Source organism: Blastopirellula retiformator, assembly GCF_007859755.1.
GTDB classification, from domain to species: Bacteria; Planctomycetota; Planctomycetia; order Pirellulales; family Pirellulaceae; genus Blastopirellula; species Blastopirellula retiformator.
Map to the genome: position 1 here is coordinate 1,127,480 of NZ_SJPF01000001.1, position 23,544 is coordinate 1,151,023.

General features: G+C 58.5%; 20 protein-coding genes and 1 tRNA gene. 16 read left to right on the forward strand and 5 right to left on the reverse strand.

What is annotated here, in order from left to right; genetic code table 11:
- Nucleotides 1-116: 116 nt before the first annotated feature.
- Nucleotides 117-1,115: a DUF1559 domain-containing protein gene (locus Enr8_RS04695; protein ID WP_146429432.1), complete on the reverse strand. Its 999-nt coding sequence runs from the start codon at nucleotides 1,113-1,115 to the stop codon at nucleotides 117-119.
- A gap of 312 nt (nucleotides 1,116-1,427) precedes the next feature.
- On the opposite strand from Enr8_RS04695, the gene metK reads away from it, so the two are divergent.
- The 6 genes from metK (at nucleotide 1,428) to ruvX (ending at nucleotide 8,567) form a co-directional block, all read left to right on the forward strand.
- On the forward strand, nucleotides 1,428-2,606 hold the full coding sequence (metK, locus tag Enr8_RS04700; RefSeq protein WP_186767434.1) for a methionine adenosyltransferase: 1,179 nt from the start codon (nucleotides 1,428-1,430) through the stop codon (nucleotides 2,604-2,606).
- 97 nt (nucleotides 2,607-2,703) lie between these two features.
- Nucleotides 2,704-3,612 (forward strand): hypothetical protein, encoded by a 909-nt coding sequence (locus Enr8_RS04705; RefSeq protein WP_146429434.1) that lies wholly within the window; start codon nucleotides 2,704-2,706, stop codon nucleotides 3,610-3,612.
- A gap of 95 nt (nucleotides 3,613-3,707) precedes the next feature.
- Nucleotides 3,708-5,339, forward strand: a complete 1,632-nt coding sequence (locus Enr8_RS04710; RefSeq protein ID WP_146429435.1) for a hypothetical protein — start codon at nucleotides 3,708-3,710, stop codon at nucleotides 5,337-5,339.
- Between the two features lie 256 nt (nucleotides 5,340-5,595).
- A complete protein-coding gene (locus tag Enr8_RS04715; RefSeq protein WP_146429436.1) occupies nucleotides 5,596-6,996 on the forward strand; it encodes a UTP--glucose-1-phosphate uridylyltransferase in 1,401 nt (466 codons plus the stop codon).
- Nucleotides 6,997-7,008: 12 nt separating this feature from the next.
- Entirely contained in the window at nucleotides 7,009-8,091 is a 1,083-nt protein-coding gene (locus Enr8_RS04720; RefSeq protein WP_146429437.1) for a mannose-1-phosphate guanylyltransferase, read from the forward strand.
- Nucleotides 8,088-8,567, forward strand: coding sequence for a Holliday junction resolvase RuvX (gene ruvX, locus Enr8_RS04725; protein WP_146429438.1), 480 nt, complete (start codon nucleotides 8,088-8,090; stop codon nucleotides 8,565-8,567). Before Enr8_RS04720 ends, ruvX begins: the two co-directional genes overlap by 4 nt.
- A 145-nt stretch (nucleotides 8,568-8,712) precedes the next feature.
- On the opposite strand, the gene Enr8_RS04730 is transcribed toward ruvX, so the two are convergent.
- The gene (locus Enr8_RS04730; protein ID WP_146429439.1) at nucleotides 8,713-9,987 is read right to left on the reverse strand and encodes an MFS transporter; all 1,275 of its coding nucleotides are present in this window, start codon (nucleotides 9,985-9,987) and stop codon (nucleotides 8,713-8,715) included.
- Between the two features lie 148 nt (nucleotides 9,988-10,135).
- Between Enr8_RS04730 and Enr8_RS04735 the strand changes: the two genes are divergently transcribed.
- Genes Enr8_RS04735 through Enr8_RS04745 form a run of 3 tightly spaced genes read left to right on the forward strand, consistent with a single transcriptional unit; the run spans nucleotide 10,136 to nucleotide 12,968 of the window.
- Nucleotides 10,136-11,419, forward strand: a complete 1,284-nt coding sequence (locus tag Enr8_RS04735; protein ID WP_146429440.1) for a phenylacetate--CoA ligase family protein — start codon at nucleotides 10,136-10,138, stop codon at nucleotides 11,417-11,419.
- Entirely contained in the window at nucleotides 11,409-12,641 is a 1,233-nt protein-coding gene (locus Enr8_RS04740) for a cysteine desulfurase-like protein (protein WP_146429441.1), read from the forward strand. Before Enr8_RS04735 ends, Enr8_RS04740 begins: the two co-directional genes overlap by 11 nt.
- Nucleotides 12,642-12,644: 3 nt before the next feature.
- Nucleotides 12,645-12,968 (forward strand): gamma-butyrobetaine hydroxylase-like domain-containing protein, encoded by a 324-nt coding sequence (locus Enr8_RS04745; RefSeq protein WP_146429442.1) that lies wholly within the window; start codon nucleotides 12,645-12,647, stop codon nucleotides 12,966-12,968.
- A gap of 231 nt (nucleotides 12,969-13,199) precedes the next feature.
- On the opposite strand, the gene Enr8_RS04750 is transcribed toward Enr8_RS04745, so the two are convergent.
- Complete coding sequence (locus Enr8_RS04750) at nucleotides 13,200-13,850, reverse strand: hypothetical protein (protein ID WP_146429443.1); 651 nt, start codon at nucleotides 13,848-13,850, stop codon at nucleotides 13,200-13,202.
- 299 nt (nucleotides 13,851-14,149) lie between these two features.
- Between Enr8_RS04750 and Enr8_RS04755 the strand changes: the two genes are divergently transcribed.
- Nucleotides 14,150-14,233 (forward strand) — tRNA-Leu (locus Enr8_RS04755).
- A gap of 65 nt (nucleotides 14,234-14,298) precedes the next feature.
- Here the strand turns inward: Enr8_RS04755 and Enr8_RS04760 are convergent.
- Complete coding sequence (locus Enr8_RS04760; protein WP_186767435.1) at nucleotides 14,299-15,372, reverse strand: thioredoxin family protein; 1,074 nt, start codon at nucleotides 15,370-15,372, stop codon at nucleotides 14,299-14,301.
- Nucleotides 15,373-16,094: 722 nt separating this feature from the next.
- On the opposite strand from Enr8_RS04760, the gene Enr8_RS04765 reads away from it, so the two are divergent.
- The 4 genes from Enr8_RS04765 to Enr8_RS04780 all read left to right on the forward strand — a co-directional run bounded on the left by Enr8_RS04765 (nucleotide 16,095) and on the right by Enr8_RS04780 (nucleotide 19,744).
- On the forward strand, nucleotides 16,095-16,358 hold the full coding sequence (locus Enr8_RS04765; RefSeq protein ID WP_146429445.1) for a hypothetical protein: 264 nt from the start codon (nucleotides 16,095-16,097) through the stop codon (nucleotides 16,356-16,358).
- Complete coding sequence (locus Enr8_RS04770) at nucleotides 16,355-16,774, forward strand: HNH endonuclease (protein ID WP_222434794.1); 420 nt, start codon at nucleotides 16,355-16,357, stop codon at nucleotides 16,772-16,774. Before Enr8_RS04765 ends, Enr8_RS04770 begins: the two co-directional genes overlap by 4 nt.
- A 62-nt stretch (nucleotides 16,775-16,836) precedes the next feature.
- Nucleotides 16,837-17,865: an aldo/keto reductase gene (locus Enr8_RS04775; RefSeq protein ID WP_146429446.1), complete on the forward strand. Its 1,029-nt coding sequence runs from the start codon at nucleotides 16,837-16,839 to the stop codon at nucleotides 17,863-17,865.
- 289 nt (nucleotides 17,866-18,154) lie between these two features.
- Entirely contained in the window at nucleotides 18,155-19,744 is a 1,590-nt protein-coding gene (locus tag Enr8_RS04780; RefSeq protein ID WP_146429447.1) for an alkaline phosphatase D family protein, read from the forward strand.
- Between the two features lie 225 nt (nucleotides 19,745-19,969).
- Here Enr8_RS04780 and corA read toward each other — a convergent pair whose 3' ends face one another.
- A complete protein-coding gene (gene corA / locus Enr8_RS04785) occupies nucleotides 19,970-21,052 on the reverse strand; it encodes a magnesium/cobalt transporter CorA (RefSeq protein ID WP_146429448.1) in 1,083 nt (360 codons plus the stop codon).
- A 212-nt stretch (nucleotides 21,053-21,264) separates the two neighbouring features.
- Between corA and rimK the strand changes: the two genes are divergently transcribed.
- Entirely contained in the window at nucleotides 21,265-22,167 is a 903-nt protein-coding gene (rimK, locus tag Enr8_RS04790; protein ID WP_146429985.1) for a 30S ribosomal protein S6--L-glutamate ligase, read from the forward strand.
- Between the two features lie 188 nt (nucleotides 22,168-22,355).
- Nucleotides 22,356-23,453: a succinylglutamate desuccinylase/aspartoacylase family protein gene (locus Enr8_RS04795; protein ID WP_146429449.1), complete on the forward strand. Its 1,098-nt coding sequence runs from the start codon at nucleotides 22,356-22,358 to the stop codon at nucleotides 23,451-23,453.
- Nucleotides 23,454-23,544: the final 91 nt, after the last annotated feature.

The window sequence follows — 23,544 nt, forward strand, 5'->3', positions numbered from 1 at the left end:
AGGCAGTTAATAGCGAGGGGATTTATTGTATATTCCCGGCTTTGGTGTTCAAGGCTTGATTTTTGCGTTTCTTGGTTTTTTTGGGCGGGATTCGATCCACGGAGGAGTGGGGGGCGTTAGAGGTCGATCACTAGGCCATCATCCCGCTGTCCCAATCGCTGGTAGGTGTTGTGGTTGATCGTTTCGGCCAGGAATGAGACCGAGCCGTCACCCTTTAGGAATTGGGCGCCGCCGGGATGAAGCGACTTGAAGCCGAATTCCAGGTTCCAGTTGCACATTGCATAGCAGGTGTCGCCGCCAGGAGCTTCGGCCTGGGTGTGACAGGTGTCGGTGTTGATCGGCGTCAAGGTTCCGGCCAGACCGTTGCCGTTGTTGGCGCCTGCCCAACCGGCGTTGGCGTGATTGGAGCACTCGGGACGAACTTCGCCGAAGTAGATCGTGTTCGAGAGCCCGTCGGTCGTCTGGGCGAAGTTGCCGACGTAGCGATTGCCGCGACGCGAGAACGGCCCAGCCGGGTTGCTTTCGTTGTGCTGGGTGTCGTTGCGGAAGCCGTTGAGCGCGGCGCCTTGCCCGCAGGGGCAGTTTGGATTGCCGGCGGCGTTGATCGAGCTTGGGCCGTAGTTGCCGGAATAGTTGTGGGCGCCGTAGTTGTTCGACGTCACACCGCCGGACGTATCGCTAGGGCAAACGTAGGCCTGAATGATGACGTCACGAACCCGCTTGGTATTGGCAGGGCTATCGGCCCATTGGTTTTGAATGGTCGTCGCTGATGTGAAATCGATTTTGTCGAACAACGGCCCCTGTTCAATAAACGGCAACAGGTGAACCAGGATCGAACCGCGCTGCGGGTTGGGGCCAGGCGCCGGGTTGGTGTCGCTAAAGGCCCAGGCGACGTCGTACGCCCACAATCCGCCAGGCGGCAGTGTGTTGAAGGTGTCGTGATAGTTGTGGACCGCCAGGCCGATCTGCTTCAGATTGTTGCTGCACTGCATCCGCCGCGCCGCTTCGCGAGCTTGTTGAACGGCAGGCAAGAGTAAGGCGATCAGGACGCCAATGATGGCGATAACGACGAGCAATTCCACCAGCGTAAACGCTGTACGGGTTCGAAAAGTCATGGCAATATCGGGGATGAGGATGGGATGTTGATGAGAATCGCAGGGCAGGGAGAGAGAAGTCAGGGCGGAACCTGCCGACCACGATAGTTACTTCGTAGGACATTTCGGACGAAATTGCAATCGAATTTTCTTTCACCTGCGACCGAGGGGGCGATGGACTTCGTAAATGGCCGAGAATCTCACGCAGATGACAGCATCAGCCGCTGTTAAAGCCGGCCAATCGTCCCTATAATGCGAGCTTTGCTGGATTGTTCCCACTCTATTCGGGGGTCGGGAGCGCCTTCGCTTTTTATCGGTGTAGGAGTGGGATCTGTGGCTTCTGGAAAGTATTTGTTCACGAGCGAATCGGTCAGCATGGGGCATCCCGATAAGATGTCTGACCAGATTTCTGACGGTATCCTCGACGCCCTGCTGGCCCAGGATCCGATGAGCCGCGTCGCTTGCGAGACGCTGGTCAACACGGGTTTGGTCGTCATGGCGGGCGAAATCACCACCAAGGCGGTAATCGACTATCAAGACATCGCTCGCTCGGTGGTTCGCGATATCGGTTACACCGACGACAAGATGGGCTTCAACGCCGACACTTGCGCCGTCATGGTGACGCTCGACAAGCAGAGCCCTGACATTGCTCAAGGCGTGAACGAAGACACCGACGCCGGCAAGCAGATTGGCGCCGGCGACCAAGGCTTGATGTTTGGTTATGCCTGTAACCACACGTCGGAGCTGATGCCGCTGCCGATCTCGTTGTCGCACAAGATCCTGAACCGCCTGACCGACTCACGCAAACAAGGCGAAGTCAACTGGCTGCGACCGGACAGCAAGAGCCAGGTGACGGTGCAGTTTGACGGCGACAAGCCGGTCCGCATCGACACCGTCGTCGTTTCGACTCAGCACAGCGAAGACGTCGCCAACGCCGAGATTCGCAACTACATCATCAACGAAGTCATCAAGCCGCTGTTGCCGGAAGAGCTGGTCGATGGCGACATCACCTATCACATCAACCCGACCGGCAACTTCGTCGTCGGTGGTCCGATGGGCGACTGCGGTTTGACCGGTCGCAAGATCATCGTCGATACCTATGGCGGCTGGGGCCGTCATGGCGGCGGCGCCTTCAGCGGCAAGGATCCGACGAAGGTCGATCGCAGCGCCGCTTACATGGGCCGTCACGTCGCCAAGAACATTGTCGCCGCCGGCCTGGCCGATCAGTGCGAAGTTCAATTGGCCTACGCCATTGGCGTGACCGAACCGGTCAGCGTTCATGTCGAAACCTTCGGCACCAACAAAATCGATGACGCTCGCATCGTCGAACTGATCCGCGAGCACTTCCCGCTTAGCCCGGGCGGCATCATCGATTACTTGGATCTGCGCCGCCCGATCTATCGCGCAACCGCCGCTGGCGGTCACTTTGGCCGCGAAGAATTCCCGTGGGAAAACACTAAGATGGCGGCCACGCTCGCCTCGGACGCCGGCGTCGCCGCGACCACCGGCTAATTCCGGCGGTAAACCGACTTGCACCCGTAAAACCTTCCTGCCACACTACCGCGGCAGGAAGGTTTTTTCATGCGCCTCACGGAATGGACTCGGAGTGATGACGAACCCGCCCAAAGAAAATGACGCCCGACTGCTGTTGCTGCCGACCGCCTGGATTGGCGCGATCGCCTTGGCGTTGGTGACGCTGCAGACGGTCTGGCTGCGGTTATCAGGCTGGACGTTGGTCGAGGTCTCCGGTTTCGCGATCTTCTTCGCCGCCGTTGCGCTGGCGGGCGTCTGTGCGGCGATTCGCGCTCTCTGGTTGTTCGGCGGACGTTGTCGTTCGTTGCCGCCGGTCGAGTACGCAATTGCGATTGCGCCGCTGATTTGCAGCGTCGTGTTGGCGGCGTCGCTTACCACCGGGCAGATGTCGGGCTTCGTCGTCTTTCTGCTGTGGTTTATCGTCGCCGCGGAAGAGGCGATCACACTTCTTTTTTTCGTCCCGCAAATTCTGCCAGTCGGCCAGCAGGAAGAAGAGCCGGTCAGTGCCCGTGATGAATTGCGACAGGCGCACGCCATCGCCTCCGAACCGCCGATGCGCCGCTTCGATGAGCCGAACGCTGCGGCTTCGCCGCTTAGCAGCACTCCGCCCCCCGCGATGGACGCCGAAGACAAGTTGTGGCGATTTGATGAGGCGGAAGTTCCGGCTCCGCACTTTGTCGCCGGCAATGTCTCGCAGCAATTGACGCGAGCCCGAGAAGCGACGACCGAGGTCGTCTACGGCTTTTTGCGGGCCGACTTTGCGGTAGGCGAGCGTCATCAGACGCTGCATGTCGCGTTTTGTCCCCCCTTAGCGTCGCCGCCCGAGATGGAACTCTGCCAGGTCGAAGGGCCGGAAGTGTCGGTCAAAACGTCGCTGGTCGAAGCGCATGGCGCCCGGGTCGAACTGCGCCGCAGCGGCAGTCTGGATGAAGCGTTCTCGGTGGTATTGGAGCTGCACGCGGCTTCAGAATTTGGCGAGTTTTAGCCGCCGCAGCCGAGGATGTTTTGCCGCCGCCGTCGTGATAGAATGAGCCTCAACTAGTCTCGTTCGTTCACCTCTGTGATTCTCGGAAATTCGCCATGCGACGTCGATACGTCTCTTTGGTCGTCCTGTTCTGCTTGTGTACTGTGCAAGGGGTCTCGCCATCTCCGTCGTTTGGCGAAGAGCCTGATCAGCAGCAGCTCTCGAAAGAGGAGCTAAAGAAGAAGCTCCGCAAAATTCAGATTGGCAAAGAGACGACCCATATCGAAGGGCCGCTCGACGCGGACGGGAACGTCGACTATCTGAAGGCGATGAACGCCCGGCTGAAAGAAGGGGTCGAGCCCGAGAATAACGCGGTGATCGAACTCTGGCTGGCGGCTGGGCCCGACTATTGGGCGGCGGAGAATATCGGCACGCGCGACTTTTTTGGCGAGATCGGACTGCGTCGGTTTCCGAGCTACGATCCGTTTCTAGTCGACTGGCAAGATTTTGCCCTCCCTCCGCCGACCGAGAAAGCGGATGACGAGGATGTCGACTACGAGCTGGAAAACAAGCAATACTACGAACTGGAAAACCGCCTGTTGGAAGCGACCGCTCGTCCTTGGACCGACGAAGAATTTCCGCAAATGGCGAAGTGGCTAAAGCGGAATGAGAAGCCGTTGCAGCATATCGAGAAAGCGGTCGAGCGTGATCACTTCTACGAACCAGTCTGCTGGAGTCTCGGCTCGCTGGAGTACGAAATGTACGAAGTGGCGGAGCCGACGGTTGAAATCGCGGTGAACGCCGCCGACTTGTTGGCTGCCCGGGCGATGCATCGGCTTGGCGCTGGCGATCTGTCAGGCGCCGCGGAAGATGCGGTTCGTCTGCACCGCTTGGCGGGACTCGTTTGCACTTCGCCGACCGTCTATGCCTGGCAGTGCGGCGGCGATATTCGCTACACGGCGTGCGGCGTCAGCCGGACGCTTGCAGATCATCCAGAAGCGACCTCGGATTTTCTACTGGCTCACCAGGCGAAGATCGACGAGGTTCCTCAAGACAAGTTTCTGTTGGAGCGATACGGTTACTTCGAACGTCTCTTGTGTCTGGCCAAAATCGAGCTGACGATTCGCATGGCGTTGCATGAGGCGTTTGACAAGACGCGCGATCGGGATCGCGATTTCGCCAAGGTGCTCGACGCGGCGTTTGGCAATCACCTGATGGACTGGAACGAGCCGCTGCGGATCGGCAACGAATTCTACGACAAGACCGACGCGGCGATGCGGAAGCCGACCGTCAAAGCGAGTCATGAGGCGCTCTCCAAGGTGAGCGACCAGTACTGGGAGTTCGTCTCTGAGGACGAAGAGGAGCAGCCGAACCTGTTGCTCCGGATTTTTCAGCAAAAGTCGATTGGTAAGGCGCTGGGGCGCGACGTGGCGAAGTCGCTGCTCGATCGCTACTTCTATCCGGCTGATGACTACTACGACTGCTATCGGCGCGATCGCAAACTGCTCGACATGACGAAGATCGCCTTGGCGGTCGCCGCCTATCAGCGTGACCACGGAAATTTTCCCATGTCGGCCGCAACGCTGACGCCAAAGTATCTGCCGCAGATGCTGATCGACGACGATAATGGGCGTCCTTATCAGATTCGGCTGAGCGTCTATTCGCTGGGAATCGATGGCCAGGATGACGAGGTGAGCCAGGGATATGACGACATGGATGTTCGTCTGCGCGAGCTGCCGGCCAAGTAAATCAAGATTTCCTGGCCGCTTCATCGATTGTTCTTCGTCGCGCGGTTGTTCGATTGCGTAAACCACGAATAATAGAGGTCTTGTGGGAGAGGAGTCGCTTCAGGTCCGTGCCGCCGCGACTTGCCTGCGTGACGATCGCCACGAACGGCTTGATCTTCGCTGGTTTTTCTCTCTCGGGTCTGGCGCTTTGGCGTCGGTGCAGGGACGGCGTTAGTAACAGCGCAAGCTGAAAAAATACAGGAAAAGGACTGACGAAATGTCGATCGATCCGCAACTCTCCGCAAAACTGTCTGACGCCGGCGAAACGCAACTGCTTGAGTACCTGCAATCGGCCGATTCAAACGTCGTGGCCCATTTGTCGAAACAGCTGGAAGCGGTCGATCTGCAAGAGATCGCCGCGACGCTCGAAAAAAAGAAAGAAGCGACGAGCGTCCCGGCGCAGATGGACTCTCCCCCGGCGATTCGCCTGGATGACGCCGTCCCGCGGATTGGCGAAGCGGAGGCGATCGCCGCAGGCGAAAAACTACTGTCGGCCGGCAAGGTCGGCGCGTTGTTGGTCGCTGGTGGTCAGGGGACGCGGCTTGGTTTTGATCACCCCAAGGGGATGTTCCCGATTGGCCCGGTCACCGATCGGACGCTGTTCCAGATCTTCATCGAAAAGCTGCTCGCCCGCGGCAATCGTTACGGCAAGCCGATTCCGCTTTACCTGATGACCAGCCCGGCCACGCATGACGAAACGGTCGACTTCTTCGCGGCCAATGACAACTTCGGTCTTCCCGAGTCGCAACTGCACATCTTTTGCCAGGGAACGATGCCGGCGGTCGACGCCGAAACCGGCAAGCTGCTTTTGGCCGATCCCGAGCATCTCGCCCTCAGCCCCGATGGGCACGGCGGCACGCTCGCCGCTTTGGTCAAAAATGGCTGTCTGGCCGACATGCAAAAACGTGGGCTAGAAGAGATCTACTACTTCCAGGTCGACAACCCGCTGGCTGACGTTTGCGAGCCGCTCTTTTTGGGTTACCACCTGCTTAGCGGTAGCGAGATGTCGACCCAGGTGGTCGCCAAGCGGCGTCCCGAAGAAAAAGTAGGCGTCCTGGTCGAAGTCGACGGCCGATTGCGATTGGTCGAGTACAGCGAGCTTTCCGAAGAACTGGCGGCCGAACGCGACGCCAGCGGCTCGCTGAAGTATTGGGCCGGTAATATCGCGATTCATGGAATCAATGTCGCGTTTCTCGCCCGCATGGCGGCCGACGCCGAAAGTCTGCCGTGGCACTTGGCGAGTAAGAAAGTTCCGTACTGCACTTTTGCCGGAGAGCAAGTGGCGCCCGAATCGCCCAACGGCATTAAGTTCGAGCGATTCATCTTCGACTTGCTCCCGCACGCCAAAAATGCGATCGTCGTGGAGATCTCGCCGGCGACGACGTTCGCACCGGTCAAGAACGCCGATGGCGCTCCGAGCGATACGCCCAGCGCCGCTCGCGCCGCTTTGACGGCGATTTACGCCGAGTGGCTGACCGCAGCCGGCGTCAGCGTCGAGTCGGGCATACCGATTGAAATCAGCCCGCTCTACGCGATCGATGCGGAAGAACTAAAATCGAAGGCGGAAGGATTGTCCCCAGTCGTCGAACCGACGGTCCTGGGGGACCTGTCAGAATAGGATAAGCAGCCGATGCTACATGCGGTGATTATGGCCGGCGGAGCCGGAACCCGTTTTTGGCCCGCCAGTCGCGCCGGCCGGCCGAAGCAATTGTTGGATCTGACCGGCGACGGCACCATGATCCAGGCGACCGCAGCCAGGTTGAGCGACTTGGTCGATCCGTCGCGGATTTTGGTGGTGACCAGTCAGCGACTGGTCGAGCCGATCCAGCAGCAGTTTCCGCAGTTGCCGGCCGCTGCGATTGTGGGCGAACCGTGCAAACGCGACACCGCGCCTTGTATCGGACTGGCGGCGCTGCTCGTGTCGCGCGACGATCCCGAGGCGATCATGGTGGTGATGCCGTCCGATCATGTGATCTCGCCCGAGGCGTCGTTTCAATCGGCGGTTCGCTACGGCGCAGGTTTGGTCGCCGAGTCCGAAAATCGGATCGTCACCTTTGGCATTCAGCCGAAGTACGCCGCCGAGACGTTCGGTTACATCGAGCGGGGCGAGTCGCTGACCAGTGACAGTTCGGCCCCGCCGACGTTTCAGGTCGCTCGGTTCCGGGAAAAGCCGAAAGGAGACGTTGCACGCGAGTACTTCGAGTCGGGCAACTTCTATTGGAATAGCGGCATCTTTATCTGGAAGGCGAAGACGATTCTGGAAGCGCTAAAGCGCCACGAGCCGGAGATGTTTGCACACTTGGAAGCGATTAACGCCGACTGGGGAACTCCGCAGCAAGCTGAGACGTTCCAGCGGGAGTTCGCCGCGATTCAAGGGAAGTCGATCGACTACGCCGTGATGGAGCATCATCAGGATGTCGCTGTGATCGAAGCGCCGTTCTTGTGGGATGACGTCGGCAACTGGCAAAGCCTGGAGCGTTTGAACGACGCCGATTCAGACGGCAACACAGTCCTCGCCAATCATCTCGGCATCGACACGAAAGACTGCATCATTAAGGCGGACGGCGATCATCTAATCGTGACGCTCGGTATGAGCGGTACGATCGTGGTGCATACCGAAGATGCGACGCTCGTCGCCGATAAACAGCGCGAAGAAGATATTCGCGAAGTGGTGAAAAAGCTGCAGGCCAACGGCTGGGACGCTCATCTATGAGCGACGCCGCGATTCCCGAGATCCCGCCGGTTGGCCGCATCGCCGGCGTCGACTTCGGTACGGTTCGCATCGGCATCGCGATCACCGATCCCGAGCGGATCTTGGCCAGCCCGCTTGATAACTACAATCGCCGCACGCAGAAGCTCGATCGCCAGTACTTCGAGCAATTGGCCCGCGAAGAGCGGATCGTGTTGTTTGTCGTCGGCGTGCCGGTCCATATGAGCGGCGCCGAAAGCGGCAAGTCGGGCGAGGCTCGCAAGTTCGGCAAGTGGCTTGGCGACATCACTGGCATCCCGATCATCTACTACGACGAACGTTTCACCAGCAGCATTGCCAAAGAAATGCTGGGCGGCTTGGGGCTGACTAAGCAAAAGAAGAAAGCGAAGATCGACAAGCTGGCGGCGCAAATCTTGTTGACCGCCTATCTGGAAAACCCGACCCGGGCCGAAGCGGGGCTGGAATCGCTGGACGACTAGCACGTTAGTATCCAGCGTAGGGTCCGCTGTGCGGACCAGCACGATCCAAGCGAAGCGATGGTTGTGCTCCGTTCCTGCAGTTTGTCAAACTGCCTCTTGAAGTTGTGTGGCGGGGCGGTGGTCCGCACAGCGGACCCTACGAAGATTAAGATTGCTCGACTTCATAGTCTTTCCCGCTCTTGGCGGCGATGATCACCAGCAACACGCCAACCCCCATTAGTCCTGCGGCGACGTAGGCTGGCAGCGTCATCGAGATCTTCAGCAGCGGAATTCCCAGCCCTGACCCGACGATGCGGGCCATCGAGTTGACGCTTTGCGCCAGTCCCAGGATGCCCCCTTGTTTCTCGGGATCGGTTCGCCGCGATAGCAGCGAGTTGAGTGACGGCGTTACGAACGCGAAGCCGCTGACGATGATCGCCAACGCCCCGAAAAGTAGCCCGAGCGAGCCGGAGCGAACCGCTCCGGCGATCATCAGAAAGCCGGCGATCTGGGCAACGCCGCCGCCAGCGGCTAGCGCGCCTTCCGAGATTCGCCCGGCGAGTCTACGGACAATTCCACCCTGGACGATCGCCAGCGTGAAGCCGATGAAGGCAAACGTCAAACAGACCTGGCCAAACGTGAAATGAAACGGGCTGTTTTCCAAGTGACTGCCTGAGATCATCAGGCCGAGCGTCGTTTCAAAATTGGCGAACGAGAAGACGCAGACGAAAAAAGCGATCAGCAATCCGCCAATCGACTTGGTGGTCAGGGCCGAGCCAAGCGAACCGAGCGAAAAACCGCGGTGCGAATTCTCGCGGCCGGCGCTGGCGTTTTTCGGCAACGACTCGGGCAGCTTGAACCAGGCGAGCGCCAAAGCGCCGGCCGATAGAATCGCGGCGACATAACCGGGCCACGGACCAGGATCGCCTTCGCCGGTAGGAACCGCCAGAAAGCCGACCAAAGGACCAAAGGTAAAGCCAAGGCCAAACGCCATGCCGATCAGCGCCATGCCCTTGGGGCGATTCTCTAGGCTGGTCGTATCGGCGATGTAGGCCTGGGCGGTCGAGATCGTCGCCCCGGCGATGCCAGCGCCAATCCGCGAGAGAAACAGCAGCCAGACGCACTTCTCAACCGTCGCGATGCCGAAAATCGTGTAAAAGATCACGCTCCCCAGCAGCCCGATCATGATCACTGGTCGGCGGCCAATTCGGTCGGACAAGCGTCCCCAGAACGGCGCAAACAGGAACTGCATCGCCGAAAAGCTGGCCATCAACAGGCCGAGCGTGATTCCATGCTCGTCAACGCCAAACTGGTCGGCGTAAATCGGCAGCAGCGGCAAGACGATGCCGAAACCGAGCAGATCGATAAAGACCGTCAAAAAGACGACCGCTAACGAGCCGCGGCTGGTGTTTTCGACTTTATCGGCAGGTGCAGAGCTCATGCGGTGCGTGGGCGTTAGAGGGAGGTCAGGGAGAGTAGGGTGGAAAACGGCCTATTGTAGCACTAGTTCCCCGTTTGGGGTCAGCGGCGGTTGGCAGGCGCCGCAGGGCCGACTTTTCGCCGGTCGCCGCACCTTCTATGATGCAGGCATGACTACTTATAACTGCGCCGAGCGAGATGAGCTGCGGCGTCTTACCGCATCAGAACTCGCCGCCCACCAGTTAGCGAAATTCAATGCGCTGGTTGAGGAAATTCTGCCTCACAATGCGTTTTACGCCGACAAGCTGGGGTCGCTGCAGCGGCCGCTGAAGTCGCTCGACGAACTCGCGGTATTGCCGTTTACCTTTAAGGACGAACTGGTTGGCAAGGTGGAAGGGGGCGATCTGGCCGCCAATCGGACCTATCCACTGGAACGCTACGTCCGTTTTCACCGCACCAGCGGCACCCGCGGACGCCCGATGGTGGTGCTCGACACGGCCAGCGACTGGCAATGGTGGCTGGATGGGTGGCAATTTGTGCTCGACGCGGCCGAGATTGGCCCGGAAGATCGCTGCTTTCTGGCTTTCAGCTTTGGACCGTTTGTGGGGTTCTGGAGCGCCTTTGACGCCGTCGCGGCGCGCGGCTGTCTGGCGATTCCCAGCGGCGGGCTCAGTACGGCCGCTCGGTTGGAGCTTATCCGGCAAAACGGGGCGACCGCTTTGTTTTGTACGCCAACATACGCTTTGCATCTGGCCGAGGTCGCCAATCAGCAAAAGCTGGACATCGCCGACTCAAATGTCCACCGGATAATTTTGGCCGGCGAGCCTGGCGGTTCGATCCCCAATGTTCGCCAGAAGATTGAATCGGCTTGGAACGCCAAAGTGATCGATCACACTGGCGCCACCGAGATCGGCCCGTGGGGTTTCTCCGATGACAAGCAGCGCGGCGTTTACGTCAACGAAGCGTTCTTCCTGCCGGAGTTCATCTCGGTTGAAACTGGCAAGCCAGCCGGCGAGCAAGAGCTTTCCGAGCTGGTGATCACCACGCTCGGCCGTTCCGGCGCCCCGGTCATTCGCTATCGGACAGGCGACCTGGTTCGCCCCAGTTGGAATCACAACGGGCCCTGCAATTTTGTGCTGCTGGAAGGTGGCGTCCTGGGCCGGGCCGACGACATGCTGATCATTCGCGGCGTGAACGTCTTCCCGTCGTCAGTCGAGCAAATCGTCCGCGGCTTTCCCGAAGTGGTCGAATTTCGCATGACCGCATTCAAGCAAGGGCAGATGGATCAGCTGTCGGTCGAGGTCGAGGATCGTTTAGATCGGCCTGAGCGCGTGGCGAAGGAGTTGCAGATCCGGTTGGGTCTGCGGATAGAGGTTACTTCGGTCGAGATTGGCTCGCTTCCTCGGTTCGAGGGAAAAGGGCGTCGCTTTGTGGATCAACGAAATGCTTCCTGAATTCGTCTCACGCAGTCGTGAGCAGTTTCCCGCCCTCAGGCGGCAATTGAATGGCCAACCGATCGTCTATTTCGATGGCCCGGCCGGTACGCAGGTTCCGCAAAGCGTTGGCGACGCGGTAAGCGACTACTTATTGCGTCACAACGCCAATACGCACGGTGCGTTTGCGACCAGTCGCGAGACCGACGCCCTGATGGATGACGCGCATGCCGCCGTCGCTGATCTGTTAGGCGCCAACTACTCGGACCTGATCGCCTTTGGCGCCAACATGACCAGTTTGACGTTTGCGTTGTCGCGGGCCTTGGCCCGCACCTGGCAGCCAGGCGACGAAGTGATCGTCTCGCGCCTGGATCATGACGCCAATTTCAGCCCGTGGGTGTTGGCCGCGCAGGATGCTGGCGCCTTGGTCAAAGAGATCGATATCAACTTTGACGACTGCACGCTCGACATCGATGACTTCCGCAGCAAGCTTTCGAGCAAGACCAAGCTGGTCGCCGTTGGCTGCGCGTCAAACGCCGTCGGTTCGATCAATCCGGTGGCCGAGATTACTCGGCTTGCTCATGAGGTCGGCGCGCTCGTCTTTCTCGATGCGGTGCACTACGGGCCGCATGCGCTCATCGACGTAACCGATTGGGACTGCGACTTTCTCGCATGCTCGGCCTACAAGTTTTTTGGCCCACACGTCGGCATCTTGTACGGCAAACGCATGCTGATGGAGACGCTGCGGCCCTACAAATTGCGTCCGGCGCCAGAAAACCTGCCTGGCCGCTGGATGACCGGCACGCAAAACTTTGAAGGGATCGCCGGCGTCGTCGCTGCGATTGAGTACCTCTCGCAAATCGCTGGCGGCGGAGGTTCACGCCGCGATCAGCTGAAGGCGGGCTTCGCCAAGATCGTCGCGTATGAGCGATCGCTGAGCGCTCACATGTTGGACGGACTCGCTCATAACAGCGATGTGAAGGTCTACGGCATCACCGATTCGCACCGAGTTGGCGAGCGACTACCGACCTTTTCGATTCGCCACAAGGCGATGCTGCCCAAGCAATTGGCCCATTACCTGGGCGAGCGGGGCGTCTTTGCCTGGCATGGTAACTACTATGCGCTGCCGCTGACCGAAGTGCTGGGCTTGGAACCGGAAGGCGCCGTTCGCCTGGGGATGGTGCACTACAACACGCCGGAAGAAGTGGATCGCGTCTTGGCGCTGCTGCGGGAGATTGGTTAAGCGATGTCTGCATTTCCCCAAGAGCTGAAACTACTCGACGATGGGCGACTTTGGATTCATTGGTCGGACGATGTGCAACTGGTCTATCCAGTCCGCATGCTGCGCGAGCGCAGTCCCGATGCGCTGACCATGGAAAAAGCTCGGCTAGAAGCGGCCAAGCCATCGACCGACCTGCCGATCCTCCGCCCTGAAGAAATCGCCCCGCTGAAGATTACCGGGATGAACCCCATCGGCCGCTACGCCTATCAAATCCAATTCAGCGACGGGCACTACTCCGGCATTTACACCTACGAGTATCTCTACTCACTCGGCACGCCCGCCGACTAGAAACGCCTAGCTGCCTGTTGAAAAATGCCCTCGTGGCATTTTCCAACCTCGCCAGGCTCAGAGCATAGCTCTTCGCGGCTCGCAAAATAACGACATACGTCGCTATTTTGGGATCGCATCCCTGCGATCCAGCAGCCCGTTGAGAAAATCAACGGACTGCTAGCAATATGGCGCCATGTTCTTGCGGCGTCTTCGCTGGATGAGCATGTCTTCGTGCTGGTCTGATCCTCACTAAAACATCATCAGCTCACGCCATTCCAGCGCCGCCAAATCAGGCCGTCGCATCAGTTGCAGAAAGACCAGCACGCTGATCGAGAACGCGATCGTCAGCAGGATGCCGCCGTAGGGACTGGGCGTCGTCGTCTCGCGCCGCAGTGCGCCGCCTAGGGCCAGCTCCAATCGTCGCCATGACAAGAAGTCTTGCCGACTGCCGACCGAGTTGATCTGCACGTTCCGCATCGCCGACGATTCTTCCAGCACCAAGTGAATGCCGAGGGTTGGAAATAGGATCGCATCGCCCGACCAGCGGGCTTCCGCATCCAATTCATTCGCCACGCGGCGGAGCACCGGTTTCAGCTGATCGATCGACGAGTTGAAGACGACCAACCGCGGCTTTTCCATCAGCACCCAGAAGGTAACCGCCAGAAAGTAGAGCGACAGCATCAGCAACCAGATGTAAGGCCCAAACAGGGCGGCTGCATTGTCAGGCAGGAAGAGTTTCATCGGCCCGGCGATCATCAAACCAACCACCGCCACGCCCAAGGCGTACGAATCTCGCCCCCCGGTGGTCAAAAAAGGACGCCGCGATAGGTTGATCGCCCCCAACAAAAACATGTAGGCGGCCAGCGGGCACAACGCGATGCATAAGTGAAGTGGATTCATTCCGCACTTTTCAGCCGAGGTTTCGGCGGAAGCCAACTCGGCCGCCGGGGGAAGCAAGCAAAAACTCGATTCTAAGCCCGATCGTCCGATTTGGCCACGACTTAGGCCGCGGAAGCAGTCCGATTATTCCGGCCATAGCGGTTACCGCCAGCGGTCGAACCTCTTTTCGGAACGGTAGTTGCGTCCGAAGCCCTTCCAATTTAAAATGCGAAATTCTCAAATAGGGCGGAGCTTGCTCTTCCTACCCAAGAGAAGACCGCGAACCGCCCCTGGGCGAAAGCGGTCTAAGAGATGCCTTAGCCGGAGTGGCGGAATTGGCAGACGCGCTGGATTCAAAATCCAGTTCTCGCAAGGGAGTGTGGGTTCGATTCCCACCTCCGGCACTAAGAATGAAAAAGGCCCGATGCATTTCGCATCGGGCCTTTTCTTGTTTGTCGATCTCGGCCAGTTACTCGCCGGCGGTTTGGAAGAACGCGGTCATTTGCTTCACCGAGCGGTAGCCGGTGTAGCGGGCCGTTTCTTCGCCTGACGGATCAAGCAGGATACCGGTCGGATAGCCTGTGACTTTCAGCTTGTCGGCTAGGTCCCGGTGTTTGTCGCCGTCGACTTTAACGCAGACGACTCCCTCGGCCTCGACCGCGTTGACCACGTCTTGGGCGGTAAAGACGTAGGCGTCCATCTGCTTGCAGGGTAAGCACCAAGTGGTCTCAAACTTTACGAAACAAGGCTTGCCGGCATCAGCGGCCTTTTTGATGGCGACTTCGCAGTCGGTTTCAAACGGCACCGGCTCTTTGGCTTGTTTGGCCATGCGATCGACGCGCATGAAGTCGCGATTCTCGATATCTTCTTGGCGAGTGATGCCGGGGTCGTGCGGCAGGATCTCGCCGGAGGAGCCATCGGTGCCGTTCATCCAAATGTGCCAGGCTTTTTCTCCACCCCAAGTGAACTCGCTCATCCGTCGCCAGATTGGCGGTTCGGCTTTCGCATCGTCCGAAACCAGGCAAATCGCCCACGAATCGTACTTGGCGATGATGCCGTCGTTGTTGGCGTCAGCGACCACCACCTGGTACTTCTGGTCATCAATCTTGATCTCGCCTTGCAGAAAGCCGGTGCGGGTAAAGCGGATCGCATCGGGGGTTTCCGCTTCGTCAGCGACAACGACCCAGAGCGAAACAGGATAGTCGACGAGCCCGTCCTCGCCCGCCGTATGACGAACGGGCAGCGTGACCTCGGTAAACGATGACCAGATCTTGCCGCGGAGGATGTTGGGCGTCGTGGTTGCTGGAGCCTTGTCGTTGAGCTTGCCGTCTTGATTGAGGTCGACTAGCAGCGTGTCATACGGCTTGCCCGCTTCACTGCGAGAAATGCAGATCAAGAGGCCCTCGCCACGCATTTCTTGCGGCCCGAGCTCAATGCGGCCGACCAGGTGATCGACGCCAGGCAGGCCTTCCTGATCGCCAGGGGTAAGCGCAACGGCGGCTCCTTTCGGAGTAAATCGAGGCGCTAGTGCTGACTTTGGCACGCCGGCAGAGAGCTGTAGAGGAAATTGTTCACGCCCGGCGATGGCAGCATCTTTCTGGTCGCTGGCAGGGGGCGTTTCCGCCTGGGCAAAGCAAAGTCCAGTAGAAGTGAGAGCGACGGCAAGCAGCGCGCGCGCAGAGGATGGGACGATCGGCATGTTTGGCCTTTCAAAACCTACACTTGAAATTGGGAAAGCGAAGGCAAAGTGCAAACCCAAACCGTCGTCCCTGGGCGCCATCGACCAATCACGGAAACCGCAACCTGCCGAAATCGCGCAGCAGTTTAGGCCGCACTTCACAAGAGACCTTAACGTGGCAATCGCTGTGCCAAGCGGATCGGCTTTGGATGAAGTCGTCAGTTTTCCGCAAGGAAAGACCAATCTTCATTCCATGACTCGCAGATAGCGGTCTAGGGCGCCCATTGGCTGTGCAGAAGGTCATGCGTGAGTGATGAAAAAAGACGCAAGTATCCATGCAGGAAATAGGGCGAGAGTTTGTTTGGTGATTTTTGTTTAGTTTTCGATCTGCTTGGGGCATCTCTAACGCCACTTATTGGCGAGCCACGTATCGAGCTTTTCTTTTGCTCTCGCATCGGTTGGGACGATTTAAAAAGACTGTGATGATAGGGGCTTAGGGTGAGTTGGCGAGACCTCGGGGCCCACTCAAAGGGCAGGGCTGGCATGGTGTAATTCGATCTTGTCGGTCGACAGGCTATAATTCAGACATGAATCCAGCGACTGAAATCTATGACGATTCCATTCTTGCGAACCTTGATGGTGTGATCTCTCGATCAGCCGCCGAGGATATTCTTGCTCTAGGATTTTCTGCAGAGCAGAAAGAGCGGATGAGCCTGCTGGCCGCAAAGGCACGCTCGGGAGAATTGACGCAGCAAGAACGCGACGAAGCTGAGAGCTATGAACGAATCAGCAGCTTACTCGGAATCCTCCAGTCGCGAGCTCGGATTGCGATGACGCGGACTAGTTCATGACGATATCCGTTGCGCTGCGTCGCGCCATCTGGCAACGAGCGGAGAATCGTTGCGAGTATTGCCAGATGCCGCAAGACTTCGATCCCGTGACGTTCGAGATTGACCACGTCATTCCGGAGAAAATGAATGGCGCGACGGAACTGCAGAACCTTTGTTTAGCGTGCTTCAAATGCAACAATCACAAAGGCCCTAATATTGCTGCGATCGATCCTAAGACAAGTGAAAAGGCGTTTCTGTTTGACCCCCGCAGTCATAACTGGTTTGAACACTTTCGGTGGGATGGGCCGATTCTAAGAAGCGAAACTCCTGAGGGCCGGGCTACTATTGAGCTTCTTCAGGTCAACGTCGGACATCGCGTCGCTCATCGGCGGCAACTCATCGTCGAAGGGGTTTTCCCGCCAGGGAATCGTGCCTAGCTAGTTTTGTTTCGCGCTTCTAGCTTTGCGTCTTTTCTAAATACCACCCAATGGAGTACACCATGAAAACTCGCCCCCTAGGAAAATCTGGCATCGAAGCTTCCGTCGTCGCGTTTGGCGCTTGGGCGATTGGGGGTTGGACTTGGGGTGGGGCGGACGAGAAAGAGTCGATCGCCGCGATTCATGCGTTTCTCGATGCTGGCGGCAACTTGATTGATACGGCGCCCGTCTACGGATTTGGGGCGAGTGAGGAAGTGGTCGGCAAGGCGATCGCCGATCGACGCGATAAAGTGGTGTTGGCGACCAAGTGCTCGATGCGGTGGGATCTGAGCGACGAGCAGCGCAAACGGGCCAAGAAGCGATTTTCGACGACGCGGGAGAACGTCGACTGGACCGGTGAGAAGAGCGAGGAGAGTTTCGACGTCTATATCTACAACGGTCGCGACGGGATTCGCGAAGAAGTCGAACGAAGCCTGAAACGCCTGCAGACCGACGTGATCGATCTCTATCAAACGCATTGGCAGCTGGACGCGACGCCAATTGAAGAGCGGATGGGTGCGCTTCAGGAGCTGAAACAGGAGGGAAAGATCCGCGCTATCGGCGTCTCGAACGCTTCGCCCGAGCAAATGGAGGAGTATCGCAAATTTGGCCAGCTCGACTCCGATCAGGAGAAGTACTCGATGCTCGACCGTGGGATGGAGTTGGCCAATTTGGAGAAGTGTGCCAGCGACGACATCGCGTTTCTCGCCTATAGCCCGCTAGCCCAAGGTTTGTTGACCGGCAAGATCACGCCCGAGCGTGAGTATGGGGAAGGGGATCAACGACGGTACAAAGATCGTTTCAAACCCGACAACGTGCGTCAGGTGCTGGCAATGCTCGAGCCGATGCAGGCAATCGCCGAGCGGCATCAGATCAGCTTGGCGCAATTGACGATGGCCTGGACGCTCTCTCAGCCTGGCTGTTCGCATGTGCTATGCGGCGCTCGGACGCCGCAGCAAGCGATTGATAACGCCGGCGCCGGCGATGTGCAGTTGACCGCGGATGAACTGGCCGTAATCACGGCGGCGGTCCATCGCTACGAGGGAGTTTAGTAGGAGTTCTTCAGAACTTGTTGCGGTCTGCTGAATGAATCGATTTCGAGTCGACTCGTCCCAATAGCGAAGTTGTTGCGCAAATCGGCGAGTCTGCTGCGCGTCAGAGATAGTATTGGGCATGATTTCCCGTAAAACGGAGCCTGCGGTTCAACTTCATCATTCGTTAACTTGATCCGTCAAAGCTCGATTTACTAGACTTCGAGTGTCAACAGCGGGTCAACTAAGTTGATTCAATATCTACTTCCCGCCCGCTCAATCTCGCCCACCGCTGCCGGAGATCTGCCCGATGTGCGCCCAAAAGATTCATGTCCCTGGTCGAACCTGGAACCGTCGTCAGGTCTTGGCGATGGGAGGCTCGCTGCTCGCGGCCTGGCCGACCTTGGGGGGCGTCGCTTCGGCCGCTTTTCGTCGCAACGTCGGCTTGGGCGACTATCCGTTTTCGCTCGGCGTCGCCTCAGGCGATCCAAGCTCGGACGGTTTCGTTTTGTGGACGCGTCTGGCGCCCAAGCCGCTAGAGCATGACGGCGGCATGCCGAACGAGAACGTCGAAGTTCGCTGGACTGTCTGCCATGACGAAGCGATGACCAAGGTCGCCGCGCAAGGGACCGCGATCGCGACGCCCGACATGGGGCACTCGGTCCATGTCGAAGTGCCGGGGCTCGACCCGAACCGTTGGTACTTTTATCAGTTCGCCGCAGCCGGCGAGATCAGTCCGAAGGGACGCGCTCGGACCGCTCCGAACGCCAATGACATGCTGTCGCAACTCAAGTTCGCGTTCGCCTCGTGTCAGCACTTCGAATCGGGGCACTATACCGCGTACCAGCACATGACGCGGGAAGGATTCGACGTCGTCGCACACTTGGGCGACTACATCTACGAGCGGGAAGGGAAAGGTGGCAAGACGCGGATGCACGCCGGGCCGTACATTGACAGCCTGGGCGACTACCGCGTCCGTCACGCCCAGTACAAGACCGACCCACATCTGCAGGCGGCGCATGCGATGTGCCCTTGGCTGGTGACCTGGGACGATCACGAATTTGACAACAACTACGCCAACGAGATTCCGCAACATCCCAACGCCAAGCGGAACCAAAACGGCGAATACATGAAGCGACGTGCTCGCGCCTACAAAGCGTATTACGAGAACATGCCGCTCCGCATGGCGCAATTGCCGACTGGTCCTGACATGCAGCTTTATCGCAGCGTCAAGTTCGGTCGTCTGGTCGACTTCGACGTGCTCGATACGCGGCAGTATCGGACCGATCAGCCGTGCGGCGATGGTCGCAAAGAGCCGAATGACGAAGTCTACCTGCCGGAAGCGACGATCCTAGGCGATCAGCAGGAAAACTGGTTGACCAAACAGTTCGAGACTTCGGACAGCGTTTGGAACGTGCTGGCGCAGCAAGTGATGATGGGCCGCGTCGATCGCGACCCGAGCAAAAAGGTCGGCTATTCGATGGATCAATGGCCCGGCTACGAAGTGAACCGTCTGCGGATGCTGAAGTTCTTCGAACAACACCCCGACAAGAACCCGGTCGTCTTGACCGGCGACATCCACTGCAATTGGGCGAACGACTTGCAGGTCAATTGCGAAGACGCCGATTCGGCGGCTGTGGCGGTCGAATTTGTCGGCACGTCGATCAGCTCGGGCGGCAATGGCGCCGAACAGCGCGATGATACCGCGATGGTATTGGCGCAAAATCCGTTCGTCAAATTCAATAACTACGAACGGGGCTACGTCGCTTGCGAAGTCACGCCGCAAACCTGGACGACCCACTATCGCACGGTGCCGTTCGTCACCAAGCCAGATGCACCGCTCAACACGCGAGCCAGCTTCGTTGTCGAAGCAGGTAAGTCGGGTCTGAATCCGGCGTAACGCGATCGCGAACAAAGAACCACGGTGGACTTGCGCCTCGGTCGAAAGACCGGGGCGTTTTCTGTTGGGAGTGACGACCTATCGTAACCCGAGGCGCGAGCCGAGGGAGTGCGATCATCGCTGTGATCAGAGCTTATTTCTTGTTCGAGGCTCAAAGCTGGTAGAAGCCTTATTGTCGCTGGCGAACGCTTTCCCTCGGCTTGCGCCTCGGATTCGTGATTCCGTTTACTCGGGGTCGTTTACCTGCTTGGTCTCTTGCGGGCGTAGCCATCCTTTGCGACCAAAGAAGATCAACATGCCAACGGCTAATACGGTCGCCAGCGACCAGAACATTGGGTAGCCAAACGTCCAGTGCAGTTCTGGCATGTCGACGAAGTTCATCCCGTAGACGCCTGCCAAAAAGGACATCGGAATGAAGATGGTCGAGACGATTGTCAGTACCCGCATTATCTCGTTGGTGCGATTGGCCATCGCCGAGAGGTAGGTGTTGATCATGCCGCTGACCATGTCACGGTACATTTCGATCACTTCGGTCGTCTGCACGCAGTGATCGTAAGTGTCGCGCAAGTGCAGGCGAACTTCTTCTCCGACAAGCGTATTCGGTTCCCAGACCATCGAGTGCAGCGCCTCGCGCTGTGGCCAGAGTGCCCGGCGGAGGTTGATCAGGCGGTTCTTCATGTGATGGATTTTTTGCAGAATCGCGGTTGTTGGAGCGACGACCGCCTCTTCTTCCAGGTCTTCCATACGCTCGCCAATCACTTCGAGCGCCGGGTAATAATGGTCAATGATCGAGTCGGCGATCGAGTAGGCCAGGTAGTCGGCTCGCTTTTCTCTAAAGCGGCGGTGTCCGGCGGTGATTCGTTTGCGGATCGGGTCGAACACGTCTCCGTATTTCTCCTGGAAGGTCAGCACATAGTCTTCGCCCAGGACGATTCCGACCTGCTCGATCGTAATCTTGGCGTCTTCCTCCACTTTGACCATCCGCAAGACGATCAACAGATTGTCATCGTGCAGTTCCACCTTCGACCGCTGCGGTACGTTGACGACATCTTCCAGCAACAGCGGGTGCAGTCCGTAGGTCTCGGCCAGTTCGACCAGCAGTCGGCGATCGCCGAAGCCTTGAATATCGACCCACGAGACCCCTGATTCGGGCGCCGCTTCCAATTCCTCCAGATCGGTGATCGGTCGGTCCGACTTCAGGCCATCGATCGAATAGAGGATCTGGCGGAATCTGGGCGTCGGGGCGTCCTCGGGAATGACCAAGGTTCCGGGAGCGGCGCCGACTTGGGGATGACGTTTGTGGAACATAGGATGGCTGGAAAGTTCCCCGGTGCAGAAAGAGACGCCGCATTGGCAGGATATGGTCAATTGCTAAGATAAACGGCCGATCGTTACACGGGGCGCGATAAATTTCTAGTCGAATATTCAACCCAGCGGCCCAAATCGTCGATTTCTCGTCCTTCAATGGCGGCATCCCTAGGCAACTGTACCCCAACCTCGGTGATTAGCAGACTATGTCGATGGATATCGTAATCCTCTCCCGGAAAGCCTCTCTGTATTCGACCCGTCGCCTGCGCGAAGCGGCCGTAGAGCGAGGGCATGACGTCCGTGTGGTCGATTATCTCCGCTGCTACATGGACATCACGTCGCATCGTCCCCGGGTCTTATACCAGGGGGAAGAACTAGTTCCCGACGCGATTATTCCCCGAATTGGCGCCAGCTATACTTTCTATGGGACCGCGGTCGTTCGCCAGTTTGAAATGATGGGCGTCTTCACCGTCAACGAGTCGCAGGCGATCAATCGCTCGCGAGACAAACTCCGCTCGACCCAGTTGCTAGCACGCGACGGGGTTGGCTTGCCGGTTACCGGCTTCGCCCACTCAACCAAGGATATCGATGGCCTGATCTCGATCGCCGGCGGTTCGCCCTGCGTCGTCAAGCTGATCGAAGGGACCCAAGGTGTCGGCGTGATCCTGGCCGAAACCAAGAAGGCGGCCCAGGCCGTTATCGAGGCGTTCCGCGGTCTGGATGCGAACATCCTGGTTCAGGAGTTCATCAAAGAGGCAGGCGGCAGCGATATTCGCTGCATCGTCGTCGGCAATCGGGTGATCGCCACGATGAAACGCCAGGCCGCGCCGGGCGAGTTCCGCTCGAACCTGCATCGCGGCGGCTATGCCGACAAGATCAAGATTACGCCGGAAGAGCGAACCACCGCCAAGCGAGCCGCCAAGACGATGGGGCTGAACGTGGCGGGCGTCGACATCCTTCGCTCGAACCATGGCCCGGTGGTGATGGAAGTCAATTCTTCGCCTGGGCTGGAAGGGATCGAAGGGGCGACCGAGGTCGACGTGGCAGGTAAAGTGATCGAATTTATCGAACAGCACGCCAAGCCCGGCCGCCAACGCGATAAAGGGAAGGGCTAGCTGCCTGTTGAAAAATGCCATCGTGGCATTTTCCAACCTCGCCAGGCTCAGAGCATAGCTCTTCGCGGCTTGCAAAATAACGACTTACGTCGCTATTTTGGGATCGCATCCATGCGATCACGCAGTCCGTCGAGAAAATCAACGGACTGCTAGGAAGTCCACCTGAATACGTACCAGAGACACTGCCAATGACGGGCAATGAAGGCGAGTCCGCGGAGCCGCGGATCAAGCGTCCCATCGACGATTGGAACGGCGTCATTATTGAGCCAGGGCAGACCCGCGACGTGCAGGTTTCGATCGGCGAAAGCTACAGCGGCTTTGACGTCTTGATCCCGGTGCAAGTGCGCCGGGCAGTTGAAGATGGTCCGGTCGTCTTTATTACCGCCGCTTTGCATGGGGACGAGATCAACGGGACCGGCGCGATCCGGTCGTTGATCATGGATGACACGCTACGGCTCAAAAAAGGGGTTCTCGTCCTGGCCCCGGTGCTCAATATCCTCGGGTTCGATAACCATACCCGCTATCTCCCCGATCGCCGCGACTTGAATCGCGTTTTCCCGGGGTCCCCGAGCGGCAGTCTTGCCAGTCGGATGGCGCGGCGAATCTTTGACGAGATCGTCGCTCGCTGCGACTACGGTATCGACCTGCACACGGCGGCGATTCGGCGGACGAACTTTCCCAATGTTCGGGTCGATTGGGGCAATCCGGAGGCCCGCAAGCTGGCCGAGGCGTTCGGCAGCGAGTTGATCGTGACCGGCAAGGGCCCGATTGGGGCGTTCCGCCGTACGGCCTGCGGCGTCGGCTGTGCGACGATCATTTTGGAGGCGGGCGAGGTCTCGAAGGTCGAACCGTCGATCGTCAATTGGGAGCTGCGAGGGATTCGAAACGTGCTGGTTAAGCTGGGAATGATCTCCGGTACTCATGTGCCGGCGTCGCGGAAGTTTATCATCGACAAGACAAAGTGGGTACGCGCCGATCGGGGTGGTTTTCTACAGTTTCACGCCGCGCCCGGTGAGGTGGTCCGTCAGGGGCAACTCTTAGCGACCAACGCCGGGCTGCTTGGCAACCAGCTGAATCAAATCGTCGCCCCGTTTGATGCGATCGTCATCGGCACGACAACGCTGCCGGCGGTAAGCCCTGGCGAGCCGATCTGTCATTTAGGTTTCTTGGTCGACGACGCCCAAATGGTGCAAAACCATCTAGAGAAGGATGAAATGTACGGCACGGTGAGCGATCACCTAGCGACGAGCATGGTGATTGACCGACCGCACGATACCGGCGGCTAGTCGTAGGTTGGAGACGCCATAATACAGGATCTTGGGATCGCTTGGCGGAAAGTGGGCCGGCTGCTTTGGCCAGCGGGAAGTTCGCGAGAAT